The sequence below is a fragment of the Salinivibrio kushneri genome, assembly GCF_005280275.1.
Lineage (GTDB): Bacteria > Pseudomonadota > Gammaproteobacteria > Enterobacterales > Vibrionaceae > Salinivibrio > Salinivibrio kushneri.
This window is the reverse complement of record NZ_CP040021.1, coordinates 284009-310010: the sequence shown is the minus strand read 5'-3', so window position 1 is coordinate 310010 and position 26002 is coordinate 284009. Positions and strand designations below refer to the sequence as shown.

Sequence of the window (26002 nt, the reverse complement as noted above, 5' to 3'; positions counted from 1 at the left end):
TTCCACCTACCTTAGAATTTCAGACCAGCTTCACGGGCAGCATCTGCCAGTGCAGCCACACGGCCGTGGTATTGGAAACCGGAACGGTCAAAAGCAACGGCTTCGATGCCTTTTTCCTTCGCTCGCTCAGCAATGATCTTACCCACGGCTGCAGCGGCGTCTTTGTTACCGGTGCTCTTCACTTGCTCACGGATCGCTTTTTCTACGGTAGAAGCGGCGGCGATAACTTCCGCGCCGTTACCAGCGATAACCTGTGCGTACACATGACGTGGAGTACGGTGTACCACCAGGCGAGTCGCACCCATTTCCGCGATCTTGCGTCGTGCTTTGGTCGCACGACGGATACGAGATGCTTTCTTATCCATAGTGTTACCTTACTTCTTCTTAGCTTCTTTAGTACGCACAGCTTCGTCAGAGTAACGAACGCCTTTGCCTTTATAAGGCTCTGGCTTGCGGTATGCGCGAATATCAGCAGCCACCTGGCCAACCGCTTGTTTATCAGCGCCGCTGATAACAATTTCAGTTTGGCTTGGGCATTCTGCCTTAACACCCTCTGGCAGAGCGTGCTCAACCGGGTGAGAGAAACCAAGTGTCAGGTTAAGTTTGTTACCGGCAACGTTTGCACGATAACCAACACCTTTCAGGATCAGTTTCTTGGTAAAGCCTTCAGTCACACCCACTACCATGCTGTTAACCAGTGCGCGCGCGGTACCAGCATGTGCCCATGCTTTAGCGTGCTCCACACTTGGTGCGAAGGTAATGGTGTTCTCTTCTTGGTTTACTGACACCATATCGTGAAGCGTGCGGCTTAGTTCGCCTTTGCTTCCTTTTACAGTGATTTCCTGACCGTTAAGTTTCACCTCTACGCCGGCAGGAACTACGACAGGTGCTTTTGCAACACGAGACATTTCCTACTCCTTATTAAGCTACGTAGCAGATGATTTCACCGCCCAGACCCGCTTTGCGAGCTGCGCGATCGGTCATCAAACCTTTCGAAGTTGATACAACAGCAATACCAAGTCCACCCATCACTGAAGGCAACTCATCTTTCTTTTTGTAGATGCGCAGGCCTGGACGGCTAACACGTTGGATTTGCTCGATAACTGGTTTAGATTCGAAGTATTTCAACGTCACTTCCAGTTCAGGCTTCGCGTCGCTATTTACTGCGACGTCAGCCACGTAACCTTCTGCTTTTAGTAGCTCAGCAATTGCCACTTTTAGCTTTGACGAAGGCATTTTAACAGCAACTTTCTTTGCTGTCTGACCGTTGCGGAGGCGGGTCAGCATATCCGAGATCGGATCTTGCATGCTCATAAGTCTTTACTCCCGTGATTCAATTACCAGCTTGCCTTACGCAGACCCGGAATCTCGCCTTTCATGCAAGCTTCACGAACCTTGATTCGGCTTAGGCCGAATTTGCGTAGGTAGCCATGTGGACGACCAGTCTGGTTACAGCGGTTACGCTGACGAGACTTCGCAGAATCACGTGGTAGCGACTGAAGCTTCAGGACGGCGTCCCAACGCTCTTCGTCTGACGTGTTAACATTCTTAATGGTCGCACGCAGGTTGTCACGCTTTTCAGCATAACGGGCTGCGAGCTTCGCACGTTTTACGTCACGTGCTTTCATCGATTTTTTAGCCATAACAGTAACCCTTCACCTTACTTACGGAATGGGAAGTTAAAGGCAGCCAGCAGAGCTCGACCTTCCTCATCTGTACCTGCGGTGGTAGTGATAGTAATATCAAGACCACGGATACGATCGACTTTGTCGTAGTCAATCTCAGGGAAGATGATTTGCTCGCGAACGCCCATGCTGTAGTTACCGCGACCGTCGAACGCTTTCGGGTTCAGACCACGGAAGTCACGGATACGAGGAACTGCGATAGCGATCAAACGCTCAAAGAAGTCCCACATACGCTCGCCACGTAGGGTTACTTTACAACCAATTGGGTAGCCCTCACGGATCTTAAAGCCTGCGACTGATTTACGTGCTTTAGTGATCAGCGGCTTTTGACCAGAAATTGCGGTCATATCAGCAGCTGCATTTTCAAGCAGTTTCTTGTCGTTCAGAGCTTCGCCCACACCCATGTTAAGGGTGATCTTTTCGATCCCTGGGACTTGCATGATGCTTTTGTAACCAAATTGCTTAGATAGCTCAGCTACAACTGTCTCTTTGTAGTAATCATGCAGTTTCGCCATTGTACTACTCCAGAATTACTTAATAGTTTCGCCATTCGACTTGAAGAAACGCACTTTTTTGCCGTCTTCAAATCGGAAGCCTACACGGTCACCTTTACCAGCTGCTGCGTTAAAGATCGCCACGTTTGAAACGTCAATAGCGGCTTCTTGTTCAACGATGCCACCTTGAGTGCCCAGAGCCGGAACCGGCTTCTGGTGTTTCTTCACGAGGTTAATACCTTCAACGATAACTTTACCGGTCGGTAGAACCTTAGATACTTTACCTTTCTTGCCTTTGTCTTTACCGGCAAGAACGATAACTTCGTCGTTACGACGGATTTTAGCTGCCATGAGATCGCTCCTTACAGAACTTCAGGCGCCAGAGACACAATTTTCATGAACTTCTCAGTACGAAGTTCGCGTGTCACAGGGCCAAAGATACGTGTGCCGACTAGTTGCTCGTTCGTGTTGTTCAACAACACGCAAGCATTGCGGTCGAAGCGAATGACAGAGCCGTCTGGACGACGTACGCCTTTACGGGTGCGAACTACCACCGCCTTAAGCACATCACCTTTTTTCACTTTACCGCGTGGGATTGAATCCTTAACGGTAACTTTGATGATGTCGCCAACGTGGGCGTAACGACGGTGAGAGCCACCCAGAACCTTAATACACATTACACTGCGAGCGCCGGAGTTGTCGGCTGCGTCCAGCATACTTTGCATTTGGATCATTGTTAGTGCTCCGCTGTTATTACATCTAGACCCATCTCGGGTCGGGCTGCCTTTTTACAAGGGCGGCGAATAATAACACTATTTTGACCAGATGGGTAGATAAAAAATAAACGGCCCCCCAAATGAGAGCCGTTTGACTTATTATTGTATGAAAAATCGCTTAGATGCGTGATTTTTCAACAACGCGAACCAATGTCCAAGACTTTTGCTTAGAGATTGGACGACACTCACGAACCTCGACAGTGTCACCTTGGTTACACTGGTTTGATTCATCGTGTACATGTAGCTTACTCGTGCGCTTAATGTACTTACCGTAGATTGGGTGTTTCACAAAACGCTCGATAGCAACGACGATAGTTTTATCGCCTTTGTCGCTGATAACGCGACCTTGCTGAGTGCGGATGTTCTCGCTCATTATGCGTTAGCCTTCTCAGTCAGTACGGTTTTTACACGTGCGATATCGCGACGAACAGCTTTAAGAGTGTGAGTTTGCTGAAGTTGGCCAGTAGCCGCTTGCATGCGCAGATTAAACTGCTCACGTAGCAGACCCATTAGCTCTTCGTTCAGCTGCTCAGCAGTCTTTTCACGTAGTTCTTGTGCTTTCATCACATCACCGCCTTAGTTACGAAAGTGGTTTTGATCGGTAGCTTACGTGAAGCTAATTCAAACGCTTCGCGAGCCAGTGATTCAGGAACACCATCCATTTCGTACAGGACCTTGCCTGGTTGGATTTGGGCAACCCAGTAATCAACTGAACCTTTACCCTTACCCATACGAACTTCCAACGGCTTACCAGTAATTGGTTTGTCAGGGAAGACACGAATCCAGATTTGGCCTTGACGTTTAATGTGACGAGTCATCGCACGACGAGCCGCCTCAATTTGACGCGCAGTGATACGACCGCGACCAACAGCTTTCAGGCCATAGGTACCGAAGCTTACGTCAGTACCGTGCGCCAGACCGCGGTTACGACCTTTAAAAGTCTTGCGGAACTTAGTACGTTTTGGTTGAAGCATCGATAGACTCCTTACTTACGGCCTTTACGCTGCTTCTTCGGCTTGTCAGCCTTTTGCTCAACTTCAGCCATTCCACCTAGGATCTCACCTTTGAAGATCCAGGTTTTAATGCCGATTACACCGTACTGGGTGTGAGCAGAAGAAGTTGCGTAATCAATGTCAGCACGAAGGGTGTGCAATGGCACACGGCCTTCACGGTACCACTCGGTACGAGCGATTTCAGCGCCGCCAAGACGGCCGCTTACTTCTACTTTGATACCTTTGGCACCTAGGCGCATCGCGTTTTGTACCGCGCGCTTCATCGCACGACGGAACATAACACGGCGCTCTAGCTGTGATGCGATGCTGTCGCCAACAAGTTGCGCATCTAGCTCAGGCTTACGTACTTCAGCGATGTTGATTTGCGCTGGTACACCGGCTAGTTTTGCAACATGAGCGCGCAGCTTCTCGACATCTTCACCTTTCTTACCGATAACCACACCAGGACGTGCAGTGTGAATGGTCACACGAACACTCTTAGCAGGACGCTCGATAACGATGCGAGAGACTGACGCTTTTTTCAGTTCATTGTTCAAGAACTGACGTACCTTAAAGTCGCCGTCTAGGTTGTCAGCGAAATCTTGGTTATTAGCAAACCAAGTGGAATTCCAAGGCTTAACAATGCCAAGACGAATACCATTAGGATGTACTTTTTGACCCATTGCTTTATCTCCTCGTCTCTTAGCGGTCTGCTACAACAACAGTGATGTGGCTAGAACGCTTCAAGATGCGATCGGCACGGCCTTTTGCACGAGGCATAATACGCTTCATGATTGGGCCTTCATCAACGAAGACTTTGGCGACGCTTAGATCGTCGATATCCGCACCTTCGTTATGCTCGGCGTTTGCAATAGCAGATTCCAACACTTTCTTAACCAGGTCAGCCGCTTTTTTGTTGCTGAAGGTCAGTAGTTCCAGTGCTTGTGCTACGTCTTTACCGCGCACTTGATCCGCAACCAAACGTGCTTTTTGAGGCGAGATACGAGCAAAGCGATGTTTAGCAATAGCTTCCATTTCTTACCCCTTAACGCTTCTTAGCTTTCTTATCAGCAGCGTGGCCGCGATAAGTACGTGTTGGTGCAAACTCGCCCAGCTTGTGACCGATCATTTCTTCAGAAACGAAAACGGGTACGTGCTGACGACCATTATGGACAGCGATGGTCAATCCGATCATCTGTGGGATGATCATTGAACGACGGGACCAAGTCTTTAAAGGCTTCTTGTCACCGCTTTCCACCGCTTTCTCTACCTTCTTCAGCAAGTGCAGGTCAATAAAAGGACCTTTCTTGAGAGAACGTGGCATGGCTTATCCTCTGATAATAATTACTTGTTACGACGACGTACGATGTACTTGTCGGTACGTTTGTTCTTACGGGTCTTGAAGCCTTTAGTTGGCATGCCCCATGGTGATACTGGATGACGACCACCTGAGGTACGGCCTTCACCACCACCGTGTGGGTGGTCAATCGGGTTCATTGCAACACCACGTACGCTTGGACGTGCGCCTTTCCAGCGCGCGGCACCGGCTTTACCCAGTTCGCGTAGCATGTGCTCAGAGTTACCCACTTCACCAAGAGTCGCACGACCTTCAGCAAGAACCTTACGCATTTCACCGCTGCGCAGGCGGAGTGTGACGTACGCGCCGTCACGAGCTACGATTTGCGCATAAGCACCCGCAGAACGAGCTAACTGACCACCTTTACCAGGCTTAAGCTCGATATTGTGGATAGTAGAACCCACTGGGATGTTACGCATTGGTAGGGTGTTACCTACCTTGATAGCTGAATCTGCACCAGATTGGATCTGATCACCGGCTTTTAGGCCTTTTGGTGCGATGATGTAACGACGTTCACCGTCCGAATACAGTACAAGCGCGATGTTTGCACTACGGTTCGGATCATACTCAAGACGCTCAACTTTCGCTGGGATACCGTCTTTAGTACGTTTGAAGTCAATTACACGGTAATGATGCTTGTGACCACCACCGATGTTACGCACTGTGATTCGACCGTTGTTATTGCGACCGCCTGACTTAGAGTTTTTCTCTAGCAGTGGTGCATATGGTTTACCTTTATAAAGATCATGGTTAACCACTTTAACAAGGTGACGACGACCCGGTGAAGTCGGCTTACATTTCATAATAGCCATTTGCTTTTACTCCTCCGTCTTACTCAGCGCCGCCAACGAAGTCGATGTCCTGACCTTCTTTCAAGGCAACATACGCTTTTTTCCAGTCGCTACGACGGCCTTCACGCATACCTTGACGTTTGGTCTTACCCTTAACGAGAAGAGTACGAACAGACTTCACTTCAACTTCGAACAGTTTTTCAACTGCCGCTTTGATCTCTTTTTTCGTAGCTTCTTTGGCGACTTTGAATACAACAGTGTTGTTGTTTTCAGCGGCCATCGTCGCTTTTTCAGAGATGTGCGGAGCACGCAGAACTTTTAGGATACGCTCTTCAGTGATCATGCCAGCATCTCCTCAACTTGTTTAACTGCATCAGCAGTCATCACGACTTTGTCGAAAGCGATCAAGCTAACTGGGTCGATGGTATCTGTATCGCGTACGTCAACCTTATAAAGGTTACGTGCGGCAAGGAACAGGTTCTCATCAACTTCGGCAGTGACGATCAGAGCATCGTTCAGCTCAAGCTCTTTCAGCTTAGCGACAAGCTCTTTAGTTTTTGGTGCTTCAACAGAGAAGTTATCAACAACGATCAAACGCTCTTGACGAACCAGCTCTGACAGGATGCTCTTAAGAGCACCACGGTACATCTTTTTGTTTACTTTCTGAGCATGATCCTGAGGACGTGCTGCGAAAGTGACACCACCGCTGCGCCAGATTGGGCTGCGGATTGTACCTGCACGGGCGCGACCAGTACCCTTCTGACGCCATGGCTTAGCACCGCCACCAGACACGTCTGAACGAGTTTTCTGAGCGCGAGTACCTTGACGGGCACCAGCTGCGTATGCAACGACTACCTGGTGAACCAGGGACTCGTTGAATTCACGCCCGAAGGTAGTTTCGGAAACAGTTAGCGCGTCGGCGCCTTTGACTACCAATTCCATTACTATCTCCTCGACGTTACGCTTTAACGGCTGGTTTAACGATCACGTTGCCACCTGTCGCACCTGGGACTGCACCTTTGATAAGAAGCAGATTGCGCTCAGCGTCAACACGTACGATCTCTAGGTTTTGAGTCGTTACACGCTCAGCACCCATGTGACCTGCCATTTTTTTGCCTTTGAATACGCGACCTGGGCTCTGACATTGACCGATAGAACCAGGCGCACGGTGAGACAAAGAGTTACCGTGGCTCATGTCTTGAGTACGGAAATTCCAACGCTTAACGCCGCCTTGGAAGCCCTTACCTTTTGACGTGCCAGTAACGTCTACTTTTTTGATTTCAGCGAAAAGATCAACGTTTAGCTCAGCGCCAACTTCGAACTCTTCACCATTTTCCAGACGGAATTCCCACAAACCGCGGCCTGCTTCAACACCTGCTTTCGCAAAGTGACCAGCTTGTGCCTTGTTGACACGGCTTGCTTTCTTCTCGCCTGTAGTGATTTGAATTGCGGCATAACCGTCAACGTCAGGCTTACGCACCTGAGCAACACGGTTCGCTTCAACTTCAACTACGGTGACCGGGATAGAAACGCCATCTTCGTTGAAGATGCGAGTCATACCGACTTTACGACCGACTAGACCAATCATTATCTACTCCCCCTTAACCCAGGCTGATTTGAACATCAACGCCCGCAGCAAGGTCAAGACGCATCAGAGCGTCAACAGTTTTATCTGTTGGCTCAACGATGTCGATCAGACGTTTGTGAGTACGGATTTCGTACTGGTCACGTGCGTCTTTGTTTACGTGCGGAGAAATAAGAACGGTGAAGCGCTCTTTACGAGTAGGTAGAGGGATTGGTCCCTTAACCTGTGCGCCAGTGCGCTTAGCGGTTTCAACGATTTCCGCGGTAGACTGATCGATCAAGCGATGATCGAACGCCTTAAGGCGGATACGGATACGTTGGTTCTGCATGAGACAGAGCTCCAAATTCTAAAATATTTACACAAACAATATCGCCATTCCACCTCATTAAGACGAGGGAATGCCGATTAATTTATGTGAAACCGTAGTGCCAAAATTAGGCACATTGTCAGCCATTATTCTATGACTGCGAACATAAGCGGAGTATACATTAAACGAACAGTTTACTGTTCCATTCCTCGATGCTCATTGGTTCACAACTGCGTCGGAAGTCGCAATGACTTAAGCAGTGCCGGGCATTATACCGATGCGCGATAGCTTTGCAAGCCTTAGTTAAAAAATAAGCCCAAACAAAAACGCACCCGACTGGGTGCGTTTATCTACCTTACTACGTTGAGCGCCGCCTTAGGCTTTATCACTGGCGTCTTCGATGATTTGTGCTTGGTTGTAATTGGCGATACCCACTTTATCGACCAGACCCAGCTGAGTTTCGAGCCAATCAATATGTTCTTCTTCGTCGTCGAGGATATACTGGAACAGATCTCGCGACACAAAATCGCGGATGCTTTCGGTGTAAGCAATGGCTTCTTTCAAGTCTTCGTGCGCTTGCATCTCCAGCGCAAGATCACATTCGAAGATCTCTTGCGTGTCTTCACCAATACGTAACTTACCTAAATCTTGCAGATTGGGCGTCCCTTCTAAAAACAAGATACGCTCAATGAGCTTGTCCGCATGCTTCATCTCATCAATGGACTCTTCATACTCTTTGTCCGCGATGACTTTTAAGCCCCAGTCTTTAAGCATGCGCGCATGCAAAAAATACTGATTAATCGCAATCAGTTCGTTACCGAGTACCGTGTTGAGAAATGCTATCGATTTTGGATCGCCTTTCATGGCAAAAGCCTCCTTATGGGTTCTACTTTACAAATGTAGAACCCATAAGGAGGCTGTCAAATATTGACTGCAGGTTAACTCGCTTTTTGCAGCGTGATCAGTTGGCTCTCGTCGTAAATCACCTCTTTGGCTTGGCGTACACATTTACCACATTGCGACCCCAGAGGCGTCAGCTGGCGTAACTCACGGATACTGGTGACGCCTTGCTGACGCACCCAATGCTTAATGGTCTTATCCGATACGCTGTGGCAGATACAAACTAACATCTCAGTCATCTCAAAACATGAACTATAACGAGAATAGTTCGCATTGCTTTCGGGGTAAAGACTTTTTATATAACGCTTAGTTATTGATGGCTAGCTCATTTATATCAAGGTATCGTCAAAGAAAGGGCAAACAGAAAGGGAGCGCAATGCGCTCCCTTTGGTTGATAAGACTCAGCGTCTATCAAATTAAGCGATGATGTTAGCAACAACACCCGCGCCTACAGTACGGCCACCTTCACGGATAGCGAAACGTAGACCTTCGTCCATCGCGATAGGTGCGATCAGCTCAACAACCATCTTGATGTTGTCACCAGGCATTACCATCTCAACGCCTTCTGGCAGCTCGATAGTACCGGTTACGTCAGTAGTACGGAAGTAGAACTGTGGACGATAGCCTTTGAAGAATGGCGTATGACGGCCACCTTCGTCTTTACCCAGCACGTAAACTTCTGACTCGAACTTAGTGTGCGGAGTGATTGAACCCGGCTTCGCCAGTACTTGGCCACGCTCAACTTCGTCACGCTTAGTACCACGCAGAAGAACACCAACGTTCTCACCCGCACGGCCTTCGTCTAGAAGCTTACGGAACATCTCAACACCAGTACAGGTGGTCTTCGCGGTGTCTTTCATGCCCACGATTTCAACGTCGTCACCTACAGTGATGATGCCTTGCTCAACACGACCGGTTACAACCGTACCACGGCCTTGGATTGAGAAGACGTCTTCGATTGGCAGGATGAACGGCTTGTCGATCGCACGCTCCGGCTCTGGGATGTAAGAATCTAGCGCTTCTGCTAGTTCAACAATCTTCTGCTCCCACTGCTCTTCACCGTTCAGGGCACCCAGTGCAGAACCTTGAATAACTGGGCAGTCGTCACCTGGGAAGTCATACTCTGAAAGTAGCTCACGAACTTCCATTTCAACCAGCTCAAGCAGCTCTTCGTCATCAACCATGTCACATTTGTTCATGAACACGATGATGTTTGGAATACCAACCTGACGGCCAAGTAGGATGTGCTCACGCGTCTGTGGCATTGGGCCATCAGTTGCCGCAACAACCAGGATACCACCGTCCATCTGCGCCGCACCGGTGATCATGTTTTTCACATAGTCAGCGTGTCCTGGGCAGTCAACGTGTGCGTAGTGGCGAGTCGGTGTATCGTACTCAACGTGAGACGTTGCGATGGTGATACCACGATCACGCTCTTCTGGTGCGTTATCGATTGACGCGAAATCACGCGCTGCACCGCCGTGTACTTTTGCAAGTACCGTACAGATAGCGGCAGTTAGCGTAGTTTTACCATGGTCAACGTGGCCGATAGTACCAACGTTAACGTGCGTTTTCGTACGTTCAAATTTTTCTTTAGACACGATCGTCTTCCTTCCTAGTTGTGAGTTAAAGGACTTGGCCTAATAACTCAGAAGTCAGTGTTTGATGCCGAGCACGATGTCGGCATCTGGACCAAAATAATTAGCTACGCTCTGCGATCAGGGCGTCAGCGATGTTCTTAGGCACTTCCCCGTACTCGCTGAATTCCATCGAGTAAGATGCACGGCCTTGTGTTGCACTACGTAGGTCAGTAGCGTAACCGAACATTTCAGACAGTGGAACCTGGGCACGTACGATCTTCAGACCCGCTGGGCCTTCATCCATACCACCGATCAGGCCACGACGACGGTTCAAGTCACCGACAACGTCACCCATCCACTCTTCTGGCGTGGTTACTTCAACCTTCATCATTGGCTCAAGCATAACAGGCTGCGCGTCGTGAGCACCTTTCTTGAATGCCATTGATGCGGCGATCTTAAACGCCATTTCGTTAGAGTCAACATCGTGGTAAGAACCATCGAACAAGGTTGCCTTAACGTCAAGTACCGGATAGCCAGCGAGTACACCGTTGGCCATCTGCTCTTCGATACCTTTAGAAACCGAACTGATGTATTCACGTGGAACCACACCACCAACGATTTCGTCAACAAAGACAAAGCCTTCGTTTGGCTCTGATGGTTCGATTTTCAGCCATACGTGACCGTACTGACCACGACCACCAGACTGCTTAACGAACTTACCTTCAACTTTGGTGCTACCACGGATGGTTTCGCGATAAGCAACCTGTGGCTTACCAACGTTACACTCAACGTTAAATTCGCGACGCATACGGTCAACGATGATGTCTAGGTGAAGCTCACCCATACCCGAGATCAGGGTCTGGCCAGACTCTTCGTCAGACTCAACGCGGAAAGATGGATCTTCTGCCGCCAGTTTACCTAGCGCGATACCCATTTTCTCTTGGTCAGCTTTAGACTTAGGCTCAACCGCGATCTGGATAACCGGATCAGGGAACTCCATGCGCTCTAGGATTACTTTTGAATCCATTGAACATAGGGTATCACCCGTGGTCACGTCTTTCAGACCAACCGCAGCAGCGATGTCACCGGCACGGATTTCTTTGATCTCTTCACGCTTGTTAGAGTGCATCTGTACGATACGACCCAAACGCTCACGCTTTTGCTTCACTGAGTTATAGACAGTGTCGCCAGAGTTAACCACACCTGAGTAAACACGCATAAAGGTCAACGTACCTACGAATGGGTCAGTCGCGACTTTAAATGCCAATGCTGCAAACGGTTCTTTGTCGTCAGCGTGACGTGCGATTGGGTTACCGTCTTCGTCTTCACCTTTGATTGACTTCACATCAATCGGTGATGGCAAGTATTCGATAACCGCATCCAGTACTGCCTGAACGCCTTTGTTCTTAAACGCAGAACCACATGTTGCCAGTACGATTTCGTTATCAAGGGTACGCTGACGCAGGGCTGTCTTGATTTCTTCTTCAGACAACTCACCTTCTTCAAGGTATTTGTCCATCAGCTCTTCAGAGGCTTCAGCAGCAGACTCAACCAAGAAGTTGTGCCACTCTTCTGCTTGCTCTTTCAGATCGTCTGGAATTTCTTCATAGGTATAAGTCATACCCATGTCTGCTTCGTTCCAGTTGATCGCTTTCATTTTGATCAGGTCAATCACGCCCTTGAACTGGTCTTCTGCACCAATGTTCAAGTGAATTGGCACAGGGTGTGCGCCAAGACGGTTTTTGATTTGATCAACAACGCGCAGGTAATCAGCACCCGCACGGTCCATCTTGTTGACGAATACCATACGCGGTACTTCGTATTTATCAGCCTGACGCCATACGGTTTCAGACTGAGGCTCAACACCTGATGAACCACAGAATACAACCACCGCACCATCAAGCACACGCAAAGAACGCTCAACTTCGATAGTGAAGTCAACGTGTCCAGGAGTATCGATGATGTTTACGCGGTGTTGTTTGAACTGCTGATCAGAACCGGCCCAGAAAGTCGTGGTCGCGGCTGAGGTGATGGTGATACCACGCTCCTGCTCTTGCGACATCCAGTCCATGGTAGCGGCGCCGTCGTGTACCTCACCGATTTTGTGTGACAGACCTGTGTAGAACAGGATCCGCTCGGTAGTCGTGGTTTTACCGGCGTCTACGTGAGCACAAATACCGATGTTACGGTAGCGCTCGATAGGGGTTTTACGAGCCACAATAGTATCCTCTTGCTAAGGTTAACCTTAGAAAATGGGTTTGGCGTGCCCCGAGTGGGACACGCCATGAAGGCATTACCAGCGGTAATGTGCGAACGCTTTGTTCGCGTCTGCCATACGGTGAACGTCTTCACGTTTCTTAACAGCAGTACCTTTGTTTTCTGACGCGTCTAGCATCTCGCTTGCTAGGCGCTGAGCCATAGATTTTTCACCACGCTTACGAGCGGCTTCAACCAACCAACGCATAGCCAGTGCGTTACGACGTACAGGACGTACTTCTACTGGCACTTGGTAAGTTGAACCACCTACACGGCGAGATTTAACCTCGACCGCTGGGCGTACGTTTTCAAGAGCTTGTTCGAATACAGCCAAGTGCTCTTTACCAGAACGCTCAGCCATGATGTCTAGTGCACCATAAACGATTTTTTCAGCCGTTGACTTCTTACCGTCAACCATCAGGATGTTTACAAATTTTGCCAGCAATTCTGATCCGAACTTAGGATCTGGAAGAATTTTACGCTGACCAATTACGCGACGACGTGGCATGGATTATCTCCGTTGTCTTCTTCAGGTTTTATCCAAAACTTTTCAGTTTTTTCAAAATTCAATTGTTTGAGTGTTTGGCCTTACTTAACGGAATCCATTAAGACTTAGGACGCTTCACACCGTACTTAGAACGACCTTGTTTACGGCCGTTAACGCCTGCACAGTCAAGTGCGCCACGAACAGTGTGGTAACGCACACCCGGCAAGTCTTTAACACGACCGCCGCGGATAAGCACAACACTGTGCTCTTGCAGGTTGTGGCCTTCACCACCAATGTAAGAGGTGACTTCAAAGCCATTGGTCAAACGCACACGGCATACTTTACGCAGTGCAGAGTTTGGTTTCTTTGGAGTAGTGGTGTAAACACGAGTACATACACCACGTTTTTGTGGACACGCTTCCAACGCAGGCACGTTGCTTTTCGCAACTTGCTTCAAGCGTGGCTTGCGAACCAGCTGGTTAATAGTTGCCATTAAATAGCTCCTGATATTACTTAACGTATAAGTGTGAAAAATCTAGCCCCAATACAACAGGGACGCGAAATTTTAGGCGTCGGGGTATGGGGTGTCAAGATTTATACAGAGATCTTTGCATTGTTTGTTTTTCGAACAGCACGCGGGGGATTTTCACACACGACCAAGACTAGCCGATTACCATGTCATTTGCGTGACATGTTCAGCGCTCAAATCGACCAATTGATGCATATCAATCAGCTCAGCACTGGGGTGTAGTTTCTCACCAAGCCCACGAGCGTCCACATCCTCTTTCAGCAAATAAACAGCATGCGTCTCGGTAAACAATCGGATTGCCCACTCGCTCCCCGCCACCCCGGCGACAACAGCATCACTGATCAAGACAATCGCACTGTTCGATGGCGCGTAGTCTAAGCACTGTGCCAAGGCTTGACGGCTGTATGGTGAGTGTTTGACCAGGTGAAGCACGGCCTTCTCCTTAAAAATGTAGAATGCGATCGCAGCCTGACAGCTGCGTTTTGATTTGCTCGACGGATAACGCTTGAGTCGACAGCACCGTAGACGTTTGCTCAAGTCCTCGTGCGGTCAACGAGGCCTGACAGGCATAAATCGCTTCGACATCACACAAGGGGAGCATTTTAAAGCTGGCGATATAGTCACGGCTCAAAATCTGGCTCGGTTGCTGCCCTTCAAGCAATTGAAAGACACCGTCGCCGATAAAAAACACCACCAAGTTGTCACAAAAGGCGGACGCAGCAAGCAGTGCATCAAGCCCTTCTCGGCCACTTGCGCTGCCATGAGGTGCCGAGGAAAAAACAAACCCTATTTTCATCACTGCCCTCTTAAAATTGCATCACACGGTCGGCGGTCAATAAAGCTTCCGCCAGCGCCCCAAGCCCCGCTTGGGAAAAGTCGGTTGCCAAGGTGCTTTGCGATAACCCATGTTGTGCCGCTTCCTGATCACTGATCACACCACGGCGCAGCGCCGCCGCCACGCACGTTTCCAGTTGCACCTGATGATCTCGCGCGAGAGTTTGCCACGCGCCCACCAAATCAAATTCATCATTTGCAGGGACAGTGCTCGCTGCCCCATTCAATACACCATCTTGATAGAAAAATACCTTACTGACTTGATGCCCAGCCTCTATTGCCGCACAAGCAAACTGATACGCGGTACGTGCCATTTGTGTGCCGTAAGCCGGCTCAGTGACCACTAACACATATTGCAATTTCATGACGCCGCCTCTTCGGTTTTACGTTGTCTAACGTAGAGGTACACCGTGTGTTTAGAAATATTAAGCCTAGCCGCGACCCGATTAATGGCATCTTTGATATCAAAAATCCCTTTATCATAGAGCGCCATGACGATTTGGCGGTTTTTGGTATTGTTAGACACGCTTTTATCGGCGTTCACTTCTTCAACGGTACGCTCGACCGTTTGATCCACCAGCTCTTCCACATCACTGGCAAAATTAACCGATGAGGCCGCTTGCTTCGCTTGGTCGTCGGGGATGAAGGCTTGCAGTACCTGAGAAAAAGGCGCGTCTAAATTGATATTGATACATAACAGCCCAATGATGCGGTTGTCCCCGTTACGAATGGCCACCGTGATTGATTTCATCAAGGTGCCACTTTTCGCGCGGGTAAAGTAAGCGCGAGAGAAGTTGCGCTCGGAGCCCTCGATATCACGCAGCATGCGCAAGGCTAAGTCAGTGATGGGTGAACCCACCTGACGCCCGGTATTTTCACCGTTGGCGATTTTTATCGCCGACTTATTTAAATCGTCTAATGCATGCAGCACGATTTCACAGTGCTCACCAATCAAGGCGGCCAGCCCATCGACCACGGCCGAGTAGGACTGCAAGATAATGCTGTCTTGTTGGTTAAGTGGATTGGGCTCGATGAGCTCACTTTCCGTCATAATGTTCGCGCCAAAACCCTCTGTCGGTACCACGTACGCCTACCCTTATTCGACCATTTATCTTTATTGCTCTGCGCTCAGTTTAACAGAATTCCTATCTAAAAATGCAAAAAGCCCCGGCAACGCCGGGGCTGGTATCACGGGTTAAGGCCTTAGCTTTTAGCCTTGGCTCGCGCTATCACCTTCTTTTGCATCATCTTTGATTTCGAGTAACTCAACATCAAATACCAAGGTTGAGTTGGCAGGAATCGATGCGGTGTCTTGGTCACCATAAGCCAGCTCTGGCGGTACAACAAAGGTAAACTTAGAGCCGACCGGCATCAGCTGCACCCCTTCAGTCCAGCCAGGGATCACACGATTGAGTGGGAAAGTGGCCGGTTCACCACGATCGTATGAGCTATCGAATTGCGTACCGTCAGTCAGGGTACCTTTATAATGCACCACAACCGTATCTTCTGCTGATGGCTTCTCACCATCACCCATGCTATCGACTTTGTACAACAGCCCAGAATCAGTTTCTTTCACGCCTTCTTTCTGCGCGAACTCAGTGCGGTATTTTTCACCGTCAGCGATCGCGGCTTCTGCTTTTTCTTTTGCTTGTTGCTGGGCAAGCTTGGTCACACGCTGATCAAGCGATTGCAACGCCGACTGTGCTTGCTCATCGGTTAACTTTGACTCACCTTGAAAGACGTCTTGCACCCCTTGCAATACCACCTCTTTATCCAGCTCGAGACCAATTTCGGCCTGCTGCTCCAAGTTGGCGTTGAGGTATTGCGCCAAAGAAGCGCCAATCGCGTAGGCTGCTTTGTCGTCTTCGTTGGCAAACGCCGCTTCGGCTTGTTCAGCCGCTTGATTGGTTTGCTCTACTTTTGCGTCTTCTTGTTGACAGCCGACGGCAAAGGCAACGGTTGCCGCGAGTAGCGACATCTTCATTACTGATTTCATTGGGTACTCCGTTGATGGTAAGGATTAATCCTCGTATTGTATTTACTGACGCATCCACCATGCGAAAGCCTGATTCTATCCATATACTCGTGGTTATATGGCTGCACACTCTGGAACTCAAGTATGATGCCCAAAATCCGCCACATTGTTGGCATTTTTATTCTGTTAAGCGGCCTAACGGGCTGCTGGCAGTCTGGCAAAGAAGCCCAGCGCTGGTCAATCCACCCTGAGGGCGCCACCAGCTTTAGTCTTAGCCGCGATGGCCGTTTTGCTTTACTCGCCTCGGACGAAACCGACATTGTCCTGTGGGATCTGGTCACCAATCAGCAGTTGGCGGAGCTAGGGCCGCAAGATCCCAATGCCAACCCTGTCGTGGTCAGCCATATTTCCGATAATAAGCGCTACGCTATCACCGCAACGGCACAAAACTTTGCCGTTTGGGATCTGGCTTGGAGCCAGTCTCAAGGACTCTGGTCTATTTCTGACGGCATCATCCGCGATGCCGCGATCAGCAACAATGGTGAAAAGCTGGTACTGGCCATGTCTAGCGGTAAAGCATTATTCATCGACTTAGGCACGGGAAGGCGCCTAGAGTTCCTTGCGCATCGCGATAAAGTCAATGCGGTCGCGATTTCCCCCAATGGTGCTTACGTTCTATCAGGGGGAAATGACCATCATGCCTATTTTTGGGATACCGAGTCGGGGCAAATTATCAACGACTTCGCCTATGATCAACGGGTTAAGCAAGTGGCCTTGCATCGTGAAGGGCAATACGCGTTCGTCTCTGATGGCGGCAATCGCGCGGTGATTTGGTCTTTGCCCAGTGGTGAAAAGGTAAGTGAGCTGGATATTTTTGCTCGCCAAGCGATTTACGCCAGTGCCCGTTTTTCCGATGATGGCCGTCAGTTGGCCACTGGCACCCCCTCACAGCGGGTCGAATTATGGGACGTACAAAGCGGTGAAAACATTGGCCGCTGGCAAGCCTTGGCGCAACCAGACACTCGCCCACCTAGCGCAGTCGTGTATGATGTGGCTATCGACCCCACCGGGCGAGTGATTTCCGGGACATCCGCCGGTATCGCCCAAGCTTGGTTAACCGACGCGCAATAGCGAGAGAGCAGTATGAGCGAGATTGATAAGTTACAGCAGCAAATCGACGACCTGGAATATAAGGTCGCTTTTCAAGAAGACACCATCGAGCAGCTCAACCACGCGTTAACCCAGCAGCAAGGGGACATTGAGCGTATGACAGTGCAAATTCAATACTTAGTCAGTAAGTTAAAAAACATAGAGCCGGAAAACATTGCCAGCCAAGCAGAAGAAACCCCGCCACCACACTATTGATACGAAAAAGGCGCCATTCGGCGCCTTTCATTCACCACAGACGGATACCGTCTTAGTGGTCGTGACCACAGCTTTCACCGTCTTGGTGAATATGACCGTGAGACACTTCCTCTTCTGTCGCTTCGCGAACGTCAACCACTTCCACAGAGAAAGACAGGGTTTGACCGGCTAGCATGTGGTTAGCGTCAACTACCACTTCTTCACCATCCACTTCCGTCACTTCAACTGGAATTTGGCCTTGGTCCGTTTCTGCCATAAAGCGCATGCCCACTTCTACTTGGTCTACGCCTTGGAATACGTTAGCTGGTACGCGTTGTACCATGGCTTCTTGGTAGTCACCATAAGCTTCGTCTGGGCCTACAGTCACGTCAAAGCTCTCACCTTTTTCGCGGCCTTCCAGCGCGTTCTCAAGACCTACAATCAGGTTACGGTGACCGTGCAGGTATTGGAGAGGCTCTTGTGCTGTTGATTCGTCAACAAGTGCACCATCTTCATTTTTTACTTGGTAAGCCAGGCTGACTACCACATCTTTTGCAATTTTCATGCTCGCTCCGAGACCGGAAGGTAAATGGACTGACGATGATAACGGATCCCCTACTCCGGTTTAAAGATCCCAATGACATTCTCTGCTGACTCGGCACCAGAGTGTGACTGTTGTGCCGAATCAGGCAACCGACTATCATGATAATCGCAGCTGACACACTCTACTTTGTCAATATTATTTTCGCGCCATACTCGTAACGTATCGAGCTGTTGGCACGCCGGGCACGCTGCCCCAGCAATGAAACGTTTTTTCACTTCAACACCTTACTCATCTCGATTCCAACTTTGGTGCCGCTCACTATCACCACGCATTTCTCGGTCAAAAATTTCTTCCAACTCTTTGCGTGCTTCTTTCGCTCGGGAGGCCGTCGCCAAGTCTTCGCTGTGTTGCGGCAAGAGATCTTGCAATACCCGCATATCCAGCTTACGAAATAAAATTTCGGCTCGCTTGGCTTTATACGGATGCATACCCAGTGACTCTAGCGTCTGCCTCCCGAGTTCAAGGGCCCCCAAAAAGGTTTCACGCGAGAATTGATCCACGCCCTGTGCCATCAATTGATAGGCCTCGACACGACTCCGCGCCCGCGCCATTACTTTAAGGTTAGGGAAATGGCGCGCACAAAGATCAACAATCTCCATCACTTCATCAGGCGAATCGGTACAAATCACAATCGCTTCAGCGGTATGCGCGCCTGCCGCCCGTAATAAACTGAGCTGGGTTGCGTCGCCATAATACACTTCATAGCCAAAACGACGTAGCAGCTTAATTTGCGTCGGATCACGTTCTAATATGGTTACCCCAATTTTATTGGCGAACATCAACCGGCCTACCACCTGACCAAAGCGACCAAAACCGGCAATGATCACGCGCGCATCGGCCTGCTCAAACTGCCCTTGTGGTGGCGCTTCTTCAGGCTCATTAAACGTGCGAGCAAACCAACGCTGTTGAAGCGTCAGCATTAAAGGCGTGGTCATCATCGACAAGCTCACCACCACCAACAAAAACGCGTTTAACTCTTGGTCAAGTAAGCCCTGGCTACGCGCTGCATTGAAAATAACAAACGCAAACTCTCCCCCTTGGCTGAGTAATACCGCCATTTGACTGCGCGCTTTTGGCACCACCCCAAAGGCACGCGCCAAGCTATAAAGCAGCAAGGTCTTCACCAAGATCAACGCCGCGACCGCTCCCAGAATGGCCAGTGGGTAGTCGAGCAATAGACCGAGATCAACGGTCATTCCCACCGCAATAAAGAACAGCCCAAGCAACAAACCTTTAAAAGGCTCAATCGCGGTTTCTAATTCATGACGGTATTCACTTTCCGCAAGCAATACGCCCGCAAGAAACGCCCCCAGCGCCATCGATAGGCCTAACGCTTGCATGGCGAGGGCAATCCCTATCACCAAGGCCAGCGAGGTCACTGTAAATAGCTCGGTGACGCCGCTCATGGCCACTAAACGAAACAGCGGACGCAGAAGGAAATGACCGCCCACCAGCAAAATACCAATGCCGACAAACATCCATAATACGTCGAGCCAACTGCCAGCACTGCCACCGGCAAGCGCGGGGATCATCGCGAGCATCGGGATCACCGCTATATCTTGGAAGAGCAAGACGGCAAATCCCGCTTGCCCGGTTTCGCTGCGCATTAGGCGTTGATCTTCGATAATCTTCATCGCAATCGCGGTTGAAGAAAGCGCCAAGCCAACCCCAATCACCAACGCTTGCGAAAGTGTCAAGCCGACCAATGCGCAAATCACACCGATAAACAACGCTGTGACCACGACCTGACTGCCCCCCAGACCGATAATCGGTCGTCGCATCTGGAGCAACTTTTTGGGGTTCAACTCCAAGCCAATCAGAAAAAGCAGCAGCACCACGCCAAATTCGGCAAAATGGAGAATCGCATCCACATCACGGACCAGGCCCAGCCCCCAGGGCCCGATCACTATGCCTGCCAGCAAATAGCCAAGCACTGAGCCCATACCCAAGCGCTGAGCAAGAGGAACCGCAATCACCGCCGCCAATAAAAAAACAAAGGCCACCGATAAGAGGTTGTTATCCATCCTCGCCTCCTTGGTGCGCCAATGGATCAGCGAGCCAATCGGCATAAATCTCAGCAAACGCCTCGCGATCAGCATCGCCAACGCGGCGCGCCCAGTGCAAGACCAACGGTGGGATCCAATACATCCGACATAATGAGGCGGTTAACTCAAAAGGCTGCAGTAGCTCGGCCATCGAATATTTGTTGTAACCTTGTTGACTAAACGCTTCGGCCGCCCCGCCGGTGGTCACCACAAAGCGGCAGGTTTTACCGGCCAACGCATCCCCGCCTTGCCCATGTGCAAACCCTTTCCCTAGCACCACATCTATCCACTCTTTCAACAGCGCCGGACAGGAATACATTTGCAGTGGATGCTGAAAGACCAACACATCGGCGTCAGTGACCAACGCGCGCTCATGATGGACGTCCACCACAAAATCCGGGTAGGCGGCGTAAATATCGTGCACGCTGACATGGGCCAGCGGCGTAATGGCCTCAATTAAACGACGATTGGCAACAGATTCATCGGGGTCGGGGTGAGCAAAAATCACCAGTACCTTGGGAAGAGAGGGGCTTTCAGCCTTATCTCGGGGCATAGGCTTCCTTGTCTTATGATTATGGTCAGAACGCAATCTGTTCATTTATCCGTGTTTTTAACTTTAACACACAAATATGCGCCGTCTGTGTCTGACCAGTGGGATGACGCGGTAGAATTTGGCAATCCCGGTATCAAGCTGGTATAACGACCGCGCGACAATGCGCACCCATCAACCCGAGACAGACTGAGAAATCATGATTCGCTTCTCCGATATTCAACTGCTTCGAGGGGGTAAGCCCCTGCTTGACCACACTTCTGCCACTATCTCACCGGGCGACAAAGTCGGTCTGGTGGGCAAAAATGGCTGTGGCAAATCGAGCTTGTTTGCCTTGCTGCGCCATCAATTATCGTTGGATGCCGGCCATTGTGACTACCCGAGTCAGTGGCAGGTAGCATGGGTGGCGCAAGAAACCCCCGCGCTCGACAAAAGCGCGCTCGAGTACGTGATTGATGGCGACAGCGAATACCGCGCGCTACAGCAAGCCCTACGCGACGCCGAAGCTCGTGATGACGGTAACGCGGTGGCGATGTTACACGATAAATTGGATGCCATTGGTGGTTATACCATTGAAGCGCGTGCGGCCAGCTTATTAGATGGTTTGGGCTTTAGCCAACCACAAATCCACTGGTCACTCACCCAGTTCTCAGGTGGCTGGCGAATGCGGCTGAACTTAGCACAAGCGCTATTATGTCGCTCTGATCTATTGTTGCTCGATGAACCCACTAACCACCTAGATCTCGATGCGGTTATGTGGCTAGAAAAATGGCTACAGCAATATCCAGGTACCTTGGTGTTGATCTCTCACGACCGGGATTTCTTGGATCCTGTTGTCAATCGCATCATTCACATCGAGCATCAACAGCTCAATGAATACACCGGTAATTATTCCGACTTTGAGCAAATGCGCGCGCAAAAATTGGCGCAGCAACAGGCGCAGTACGAAAAGCAACAAAAGCAAATTGCCCACATGCAATCGTATATCGATCGCTTTCGTTACAAAGCCACCAAGGCCCGCCAAGCGCAAAGCCGGATCAAAGCCCTTGAGCGGATGGAGAAGGTATTGCCCGCGCAATACGATAACCCGTTTAGTTTTACCTTCTTCACGCCGGACGCCTTACCCACCCCCATTTTAATGATGGACAAAGTGGCGGCGGGTTATGATAAGACACCTATTATTGAAAACATTCGCCTTAACCTGGTGCCGGGGGCACGCATTGGCTTGCTGGGGCGCAATGGGGCGGGTAAGTCGACCCTGATTAAACTCCTCGCGGGCAGCTTACCCGCCATGGCCGGTGAATTAACCTATTCACAAGGGGTGAAAATTGGCTACTTTGCCCAACACCAACTCGATACGTTGCGCATCGACGATACGCCACTTCAGCACCTAAACCGGTTAGCCCCCACCACCGCTGAGCAAACCTTACGTGATTTTCTCGGCCGGTTTGGCTTTCAAGGCGACAAGGCGCTCGAGCCCATCGGGCCCTTCTCTGGAGGCGAAAAAGCCCGCTTGGTGCTCGCCTTATTGGTATGGCAAAAACCGAACTTACTGTTACTCGATGAGCCAACCAACCATCTGGACTTGGATATGCGCCAAGCGCTGACACTCGCCTTGCAGTCTTACGAGGGTGCGATGGTGATTGTCAGTCACGATCGCTTCTTGCTGCGCGCCACCACCGATGACTTGTATTTGGTCGACAATGGCGCAGTGCTACCCTTTGATGGAGACTTGAACGATTATCACCGTTGGCTGACCGATCAACAGCGCGCTGATCGCGCTGAGAGCAAAAAACAAGCGGCCGCGGAGAAAACGGCGCCGCAACAAACACAGGTGGATCGTAAAGCACAAAAACGCCGCGATGCCGAGTTACGTAAGCAAACCGCGCCTTTGCGGAAAAAAATTGACAATCTCGACACACAGATAGAACAACTCTCTGCCATTATCTCTGACGCAGAAAATCAGTTGGCGGACCCCGAGATTTACCACAGTGATAATAAGGCGCGGCTCACGGCGCAATTGCAACGTCAAGCGGATGCTAAATCGACGCTCGAAGAGGTGGAACAAGAATGGATGGAGCGACAAGAAGAGCTGGAAGCCCTGGAGGCGACATTCAATCAGGACTAACCCCTGGGATGGCGAATCCCGCCGACCTGTGGCAGTTTTGTTTACATCATTATGGCAAGCCCGAGGTAAAGCAAGCTTGCCTCAGGCTGCAAGACGAGCACCAAGGCAACGTGAATCTTGCCTTGTTACTCGCCTGGATTGAACAACACGGCTATGGGCTTGCGCCCGAGAGCCTCACACAACTGAAGCATGCGTTAAGCCGCTCTGAGCATTTGCTTATTGCCTATCGTCACCTTCGGCGAGAGTTGAAGCCGCGGGTCGGCAGTGGGCAGTACAAAAAAATGCTCAACTTTGAGCTCAGTTTAGAAAAATTCCAACAGCAAGATTTAGTCGATGCCCTCAATCGTCAAACCTGGCTCACGGACACCGCCTCTCCTCTCGCCTACTATTGCCGTCAGCTGTCACCATCAGCACGCAACCTATATACATCACTGAAGGTGACGCCCGCCGAGGAAGAGGGAAGCAACCATGATGACACCGTTTAAACCCATTCCCAGCGCGCGGAACGCGCACTTACAAACCTTGTTGCCTCGCTTTTTGCGTCGAGCCCCGCTTTTCACCCCTCGCTGGCAGCAATTTGATCTGCCTGATGGCGATTTTGTCGATCTGGCATGGACACATCAGCCGCAGCCTGGACAGCCGATTGTTGTTTTATTCCATGGCTTAGCAGGCAGTTTCGACAGCCCCTATGCCAACGGCTTGCTCGCGGCCTTCCAACGCCAAGGTTGGTGCGGCGTGGTGATGCACTTTCGCAGCTGCAGTGGCCGCCTTAATCGTGCCGCGCGAACCTATCACTCGGGAGAAACCCAGGACGCGCGTGCCTTCTTCACCCATTTGCGTCAAACCTATCCAAAGAGTCAAATTGGCGCAGTCGGGGTCTCTTTGGGGGGGAACATGCTGGTGCGTTACCTGGCGGACTATCACGATGATCCCATCGTGGCCTGTGGCTGCGCCGTGTCGCCGCCACTTGACCTTGCCGCCTGCTCGATGCGTATCCAACAAGGCTTTTCCCGTGTTTATCAAGCCTATTTGTTGCGCTCGATGCGCCAAACCCTAGCGGAAAAACTCACACGTCATCAACAAGTGGGCCGATGGCACGCGGGGAGCGCCCGACGATAAAAACCCTGTTCGAGTTTGACCAAACCGTGACAGCCCCGCTTCATGGCTTTGACGATGCGCACCATTATTATCACGCCTGTAGCGGCCTTTCCGTGCTTAATACCATTAAGACACCGTTGGCCATCATTCATGCCAAAGACGATCCTTTTATGACCGACGCGGTGATCCCAACCTCCCCATTACCCGCGAACATTGACTATCAACTCACTGAGCATGGCGGCCATGTTGGCTTTGTCGCCGGTAGTTGGCGCCAACCTCAGTTTTGGCTTGAGCAAGCGGTGCCTGGCTGGCTCGCCGCTTATTTGCCGCATGAGTCACTGAGTAAGTCGGCGCGTTAACACCGTCAAAGGAAGCAAAGAGAACCACTGCATTGACTGGTATGATCGGGTAAAATGCGAGCCAATTCACAACATTCACATCAGGCATCCGAGGATGCCATCCTGAGATCAATAAAAGGTGATGTAGTATGATGGTTCCATGGCAGTCGATTCCTGACGAGACGCTGACAGCGTTAATCGAGCACTTTGTGTTACGGGAAGGAACCGATTATGGTGAGCAAGAAGTCAGCTTTGCACAAAAAGTGGATGATGTTCGCCAACAATTGCAATCCGGGGACGCCGTGATTGTATATTCCGAGTTGCACGAGACAGTGGATATTCGTCGTAAAACAGCACTCGGCTCTTAGCATCGCAGTACACGCCGTATCGCGATACAAATTCAGACTGAATGACAGGGCGCGTCATGTCGGCTAAACATCCTATTATTGCGGTCACCGGCTCATCAGGAGCCGGTACCACCACCACCTCGGAAGCCTTCCGAAAGATGTTCCAGATGATGAACATCAAAGCGGCCTGGCTAGAAGGGGATAGCTTTCATCGCTTTACCCGTCCTGAAATGGACGTCGAGATCCGTAAAGCACGTGAACAAGGCAAACATATCAGCTACTTTGGCCCCACGGCCAACGATTTCCCGCGGCTCGAGCAGTTTTTCCGTGAGTATGGTGAGCAAGGCACCGGGAAATATCGCCGCTATTTACATACCTTTGATGAAGCGGTGCCCTATAACCAAATGCCTGGCACCTTCACGCCATGGCAAGACTTAGCCGACAATACCAATGTATTGTTTTACGAGGGACTGCACGGCGGGGTGGTCGATGGTGATGTCAATGTTGCACAGCATGTCGATCTCTTGATTGGAATGGTGCCGATCGTCAACCTAGAGTGGATTCAAAAATTTGTCCGCGATACGCGCGATAGAGGCCACTCTCGTGAGGCGGTGACCGACTCGATTGTGCGCTCAATGGATGATTACCTGCACTACATCACCCCGCAGTTTTCTCGCACCCATATCAACTTTCAACGCGTGCCGACGGTAGATACCTCAAACCCATTAAATGCCAAAGGTATCCCGTCTTTGGATGAAAGTTTTGTGGTGATCCGCTTTCGTGGAATGAAAAACGTCGACTTCCCTTATCTGTTGCAAATGATCACTGGGTCGTTTATGTCACGGCATAACACCTTAGTGGTACCGGGAGGAAAAATGGGCTTTGCGATGGAATTGATCATCCGTCCATTGATCCAACAATTGATAGAAAAAGGCAAGATTGGCTAAGGCGTAGCGCATCCATGATGTATTACTTCTCAAGCCGTGATCTTAGCCACGTT

The 26002-nt window shown here is 50.3% G+C and carries 39 protein-coding genes and 1 pseudogene; 7 read left to right on the top strand and 33 right to left on the bottom strand.

All coding sequences use genetic code 11. The features are described from left to right. Nucleotides 1–11: 11 nt before the first annotated feature. The 29 genes from rplR to fkpA all read right to left on the bottom strand — a co-directional run bounded on the left by rplR (nt 12) and on the right by fkpA (nt 16569). Nucleotides 12–365, bottom strand: coding sequence for a 50S ribosomal protein L18 (gene rplR / locus FCN78_RS01525; protein ID WP_021024479.1), 354 nt, complete (start codon nt 363–365; stop codon nt 12–14). 9 nt (nt 366–374) lie between these two features. Beyond that, nucleotides 375–908 (bottom strand): 50S ribosomal protein L6, encoded by a 534-nt coding sequence (gene rplF / locus FCN78_RS01520; protein WP_069362267.1) that lies wholly within the window; start codon nt 906–908, stop codon nt 375–377. Between the two features lie 13 nt (nt 909–921). After that, a complete protein-coding gene (gene rpsH, locus FCN78_RS01515; protein ID WP_069362266.1) occupies nt 922–1314 on the bottom strand; it encodes a 30S ribosomal protein S8 in 393 nt (130 codons plus the stop codon). A gap of 23 nt (nt 1315–1337) precedes the next feature. Then, a complete protein-coding gene (gene rpsN / locus FCN78_RS01510; RefSeq protein ID WP_046074799.1) occupies nt 1338–1643 on the bottom strand; it encodes a 30S ribosomal protein S14 in 306 nt (101 codons plus the stop codon). Nucleotides 1644–1660: 17 nt separating this feature from the next. Then, a complete protein-coding gene (rplE, locus tag FCN78_RS01505; RefSeq protein ID WP_021024475.1) occupies nt 1661–2200 on the bottom strand; it encodes a 50S ribosomal protein L5 in 540 nt (179 codons plus the stop codon). A gap of 15 nt (nt 2201–2215) precedes the next feature. Beyond that, nucleotides 2216–2530 carry a 50S ribosomal protein L24 gene (rplX, locus tag FCN78_RS01500; protein WP_021024474.1) on the bottom strand — a complete coding sequence of 105 codons (315 nt, stop codon included), beginning with the start codon at nt 2528–2530 and terminating at the stop codon, nt 2216–2218. An 11-nt stretch (nt 2531–2541) separates the two neighbouring features. Beyond that, entirely contained in the window at nt 2542–2913 is a 372-nt protein-coding gene (gene rplN / locus FCN78_RS01495) for a 50S ribosomal protein L14 (protein WP_046074798.1), read from the bottom strand. A 160-nt stretch (nt 2914–3073) separates the two neighbouring features. Next, nucleotides 3074–3328 (bottom strand): 30S ribosomal protein S17, encoded by a 255-nt coding sequence (rpsQ, locus tag FCN78_RS01490; protein ID WP_046074797.1) that lies wholly within the window; start codon nt 3326–3328, stop codon nt 3074–3076. Next, entirely contained in the window at nt 3328–3519 is a 192-nt protein-coding gene (gene rpmC / locus FCN78_RS01485; protein ID WP_046074796.1) for a 50S ribosomal protein L29, read from the bottom strand. Before rpmC ends, rpsQ begins: the two co-directional genes overlap by 1 nt. Continuing rightward, nucleotides 3519–3929: a 50S ribosomal protein L16 gene (gene rplP / locus FCN78_RS01480; protein WP_021024470.1), complete on the bottom strand. Its 411-nt coding sequence runs from the start codon at nt 3927–3929 to the stop codon at nt 3519–3521. Before rplP ends, rpmC begins: the two co-directional genes overlap by 1 nt. An 11-nt stretch (nt 3930–3940) precedes the next feature. Then, nucleotides 3941–4630 (bottom strand): 30S ribosomal protein S3, encoded by a 690-nt coding sequence (rpsC, locus tag FCN78_RS01475; RefSeq protein ID WP_046074795.1) that lies wholly within the window; start codon nt 4628–4630, stop codon nt 3941–3943. 19 nt (nt 4631–4649) lie between these two features. Further along, entirely contained in the window at nt 4650–4982 is a 333-nt protein-coding gene (gene rplV, locus FCN78_RS01470) for a 50S ribosomal protein L22 (RefSeq protein ID WP_046074794.1), read from the bottom strand. Between the two features lie 10 nt (nt 4983–4992). Further along, a complete protein-coding gene (rpsS, locus tag FCN78_RS01465; RefSeq protein WP_021024467.1) occupies nt 4993–5271 on the bottom strand; it encodes a 30S ribosomal protein S19 in 279 nt (92 codons plus the stop codon). Between the two features lie 20 nt (nt 5272–5291). Continuing rightward, nucleotides 5292–6116 carry a 50S ribosomal protein L2 gene (gene rplB, locus FCN78_RS01460; RefSeq protein ID WP_069362265.1) on the bottom strand — a complete coding sequence of 275 codons (825 nt, stop codon included), beginning with the start codon at nt 6114–6116 and terminating at the stop codon, nt 5292–5294. Between the two features lie 19 nt (nt 6117–6135). Further along, on the bottom strand, nt 6136–6438 hold the full coding sequence (rplW, locus tag FCN78_RS01455; protein ID WP_021024465.1) for a 50S ribosomal protein L23: 303 nt from the start codon (nt 6436–6438) through the stop codon (nt 6136–6138). Continuing rightward, nucleotides 6435–7037, bottom strand: coding sequence for a 50S ribosomal protein L4 (gene rplD / locus FCN78_RS01450; protein ID WP_046074792.1), 603 nt, complete (start codon nt 7035–7037; stop codon nt 6435–6437). Before rplD ends, rplW begins: the two co-directional genes overlap by 4 nt. Nucleotides 7038–7053: 16 nt before the next feature. Next, nucleotides 7054–7683 (bottom strand): 50S ribosomal protein L3, encoded by a 630-nt coding sequence (gene rplC, locus FCN78_RS01445; protein ID WP_069362264.1) that lies wholly within the window; start codon nt 7681–7683, stop codon nt 7054–7056. A gap of 13 nt (nt 7684–7696) precedes the next feature. Further along, entirely contained in the window at nt 7697–8008 is a 312-nt protein-coding gene (gene rpsJ / locus FCN78_RS01440) for a 30S ribosomal protein S10 (RefSeq protein WP_002541412.1), read from the bottom strand. Nucleotides 8009–8362: 354 nt separating this feature from the next. After that, a complete protein-coding gene (bfr, locus tag FCN78_RS01435; RefSeq protein WP_077659795.1) occupies nt 8363–8851 on the bottom strand; it encodes a bacterioferritin in 489 nt (162 codons plus the stop codon). 74 nt (nt 8852–8925) lie between these two features. Next, nucleotides 8926–9117, bottom strand: a complete 192-nt coding sequence (gene bfd, locus FCN78_RS01430) for a bacterioferritin-associated ferredoxin (RefSeq protein WP_046074828.1) — start codon at nt 9115–9117, stop codon at nt 8926–8928. A gap of 186 nt (nt 9118–9303) precedes the next feature. Beyond that, nucleotides 9304–10488 carry an elongation factor Tu gene (gene tuf / locus FCN78_RS01425; protein ID WP_137317893.1) on the bottom strand — a complete coding sequence of 395 codons (1185 nt, stop codon included), beginning with the start codon at nt 10486–10488 and terminating at the stop codon, nt 9304–9306. Nucleotides 10489–10588: 100 nt separating this feature from the next. Next, nucleotides 10589–12685 carry an elongation factor G gene (fusA, locus tag FCN78_RS01420; RefSeq protein ID WP_077522060.1) on the bottom strand — a complete coding sequence of 699 codons (2097 nt, stop codon included), beginning with the start codon at nt 12683–12685 and terminating at the stop codon, nt 10589–10591. 75 nt (nt 12686–12760) lie between these two features. Continuing rightward, nucleotides 12761–13231 carry a 30S ribosomal protein S7 gene (gene rpsG / locus FCN78_RS01415; RefSeq protein ID WP_025673237.1) on the bottom strand — a complete coding sequence of 157 codons (471 nt, stop codon included), beginning with the start codon at nt 13229–13231 and terminating at the stop codon, nt 12761–12763. A 97-nt stretch (nt 13232–13328) separates the two neighbouring features. Further along, nucleotides 13329–13703, bottom strand: a complete 375-nt coding sequence (gene rpsL / locus FCN78_RS01410) for a 30S ribosomal protein S12 (protein WP_025673238.1) — start codon at nt 13701–13703, stop codon at nt 13329–13331. A gap of 177 nt (nt 13704–13880) precedes the next feature. Then, nucleotides 13881–14171, bottom strand: coding sequence for a sulfurtransferase complex subunit TusB (tusB, locus tag FCN78_RS01405; protein WP_069361831.1), 291 nt, complete (start codon nt 14169–14171; stop codon nt 13881–13883). 10 nt (nt 14172–14181) lie between these two features. Then, nucleotides 14182–14538 carry a sulfurtransferase complex subunit TusC gene (gene tusC, locus FCN78_RS01400; protein WP_077459368.1) on the bottom strand — a complete coding sequence of 119 codons (357 nt, stop codon included), beginning with the start codon at nt 14536–14538 and terminating at the stop codon, nt 14182–14184. A 7-nt stretch (nt 14539–14545) separates the two neighbouring features. Further along, nucleotides 14546–14938 (bottom strand): sulfurtransferase complex subunit TusD, encoded by a 393-nt coding sequence (gene tusD, locus FCN78_RS01395; RefSeq protein WP_077459366.1) that lies wholly within the window; start codon nt 14936–14938, stop codon nt 14546–14548. Beyond that, complete coding sequence (locus FCN78_RS01390; protein WP_077522054.1) at nt 14935–15624, bottom strand: helix-turn-helix transcriptional regulator; 690 nt, start codon at nt 15622–15624, stop codon at nt 14935–14937. The genes tusD and FCN78_RS01390 overlap by 4 nt, the downstream gene beginning before the upstream one ends. Before the next feature lie 159 nt (nt 15625–15783). Then, nucleotides 15784–16569, bottom strand: a complete 786-nt coding sequence (gene fkpA / locus FCN78_RS01385; RefSeq protein ID WP_077459362.1) for an FKBP-type peptidyl-prolyl cis-trans isomerase — start codon at nt 16567–16569, stop codon at nt 15784–15786. 126 nt (nt 16570–16695) lie between these two features. Here fkpA and FCN78_RS01380 point away from each other — a divergent pair, with 126 nt between their 5' ends. Together FCN78_RS01380 and FCN78_RS01375 are read left to right on the top strand one after the other, a co-directional pair. Continuing rightward, the gene (locus FCN78_RS01380) at nt 16696–17679 is read left to right on the top strand and encodes a WD40 repeat domain-containing protein (RefSeq protein WP_077522073.1); all 984 of its coding nucleotides are present in this window, start codon (nt 16696–16698) and stop codon (nt 17677–17679) included. 12 nt (nt 17680–17691) lie between these two features. Next, entirely contained in the window at nt 17692–17913 is a 222-nt protein-coding gene (locus FCN78_RS01375; RefSeq protein WP_077459360.1) for a SlyX family protein, read from the top strand. A 52-nt stretch (nt 17914–17965) separates the two neighbouring features. Here FCN78_RS01375 and slyD read toward each other — a convergent pair whose 3' ends face one another. Genes slyD through kefG form a run of 4 tightly spaced genes read right to left on the bottom strand, consistent with a single transcriptional unit; the run spans nt 17966 to nt 21094 of the window. Beyond that, nucleotides 17966–18457: a peptidylprolyl isomerase gene (slyD, locus tag FCN78_RS01370; RefSeq protein ID WP_046074781.1), complete on the bottom strand. Its 492-nt coding sequence runs from the start codon at nt 18455–18457 to the stop codon at nt 17966–17968. 50 nt (nt 18458–18507) lie between these two features. After that, nucleotides 18508–18711 (bottom strand): YheV family putative zinc ribbon protein, encoded by a 204-nt coding sequence (locus FCN78_RS01365; RefSeq protein WP_046074780.1) that lies wholly within the window; start codon nt 18709–18711, stop codon nt 18508–18510. 9 nt (nt 18712–18720) lie between these two features. Beyond that, nucleotides 18721–20520, bottom strand: a complete 1800-nt coding sequence (gene kefB / locus FCN78_RS01360) for a glutathione-regulated potassium-efflux system protein KefB (protein WP_077522052.1) — start codon at nt 20518–20520, stop codon at nt 18721–18723. Beyond that, nucleotides 20513–21094 (bottom strand): glutathione-regulated potassium-efflux system ancillary protein KefG, encoded by a 582-nt coding sequence (gene kefG, locus FCN78_RS01355; protein WP_069361838.1) that lies wholly within the window; start codon nt 21092–21094, stop codon nt 20513–20515. The genes kefB and kefG overlap by 8 nt, the downstream gene beginning before the upstream one ends. 196 nt (nt 21095–21290) lie before the next feature. Here kefG and FCN78_RS01350 point away from each other — a divergent pair, with 196 nt between their 5' ends. From FCN78_RS01350 to FCN78_RS01330, 5 genes and pseudogenes are all read left to right on the top strand, one after another. Then, nucleotides 21291–23219 carry an ABC transporter ATP-binding protein gene (locus tag FCN78_RS01350; RefSeq protein WP_077458655.1) on the top strand — a complete coding sequence of 643 codons (1929 nt, stop codon included), beginning with the start codon at nt 21291–21293 and terminating at the stop codon, nt 23217–23219. Between the two features lie 8 nt (nt 23220–23227). Next, nucleotides 23228–23704 (top strand): TIGR02444 family protein, encoded by a 477-nt coding sequence (locus FCN78_RS01345; RefSeq protein WP_100297956.1) that lies wholly within the window; start codon nt 23228–23230, stop codon nt 23702–23704. Further along, nucleotides 23688–24676, top strand: a pseudogene (locus FCN78_RS01340) (hydrolase). Before FCN78_RS01345 ends, FCN78_RS01340 begins: the two are co-directional and overlap by 17 nt. A gap of 128 nt (nt 24677–24804) precedes the next feature. After that, on the top strand, nt 24805–25023 hold the full coding sequence (locus FCN78_RS01335) for a YheU family protein (RefSeq protein ID WP_069361842.1): 219 nt from the start codon (nt 24805–24807) through the stop codon (nt 25021–25023). 56 nt (nt 25024–25079) lie between these two features. Continuing rightward, nucleotides 25080–25949: a phosphoribulokinase gene (locus tag FCN78_RS01330; protein ID WP_069361843.1), complete on the top strand. Its 870-nt coding sequence runs from the start codon at nt 25080–25082 to the stop codon at nt 25947–25949. Nucleotides 25950–26002: the final 53 nt, after the last annotated feature.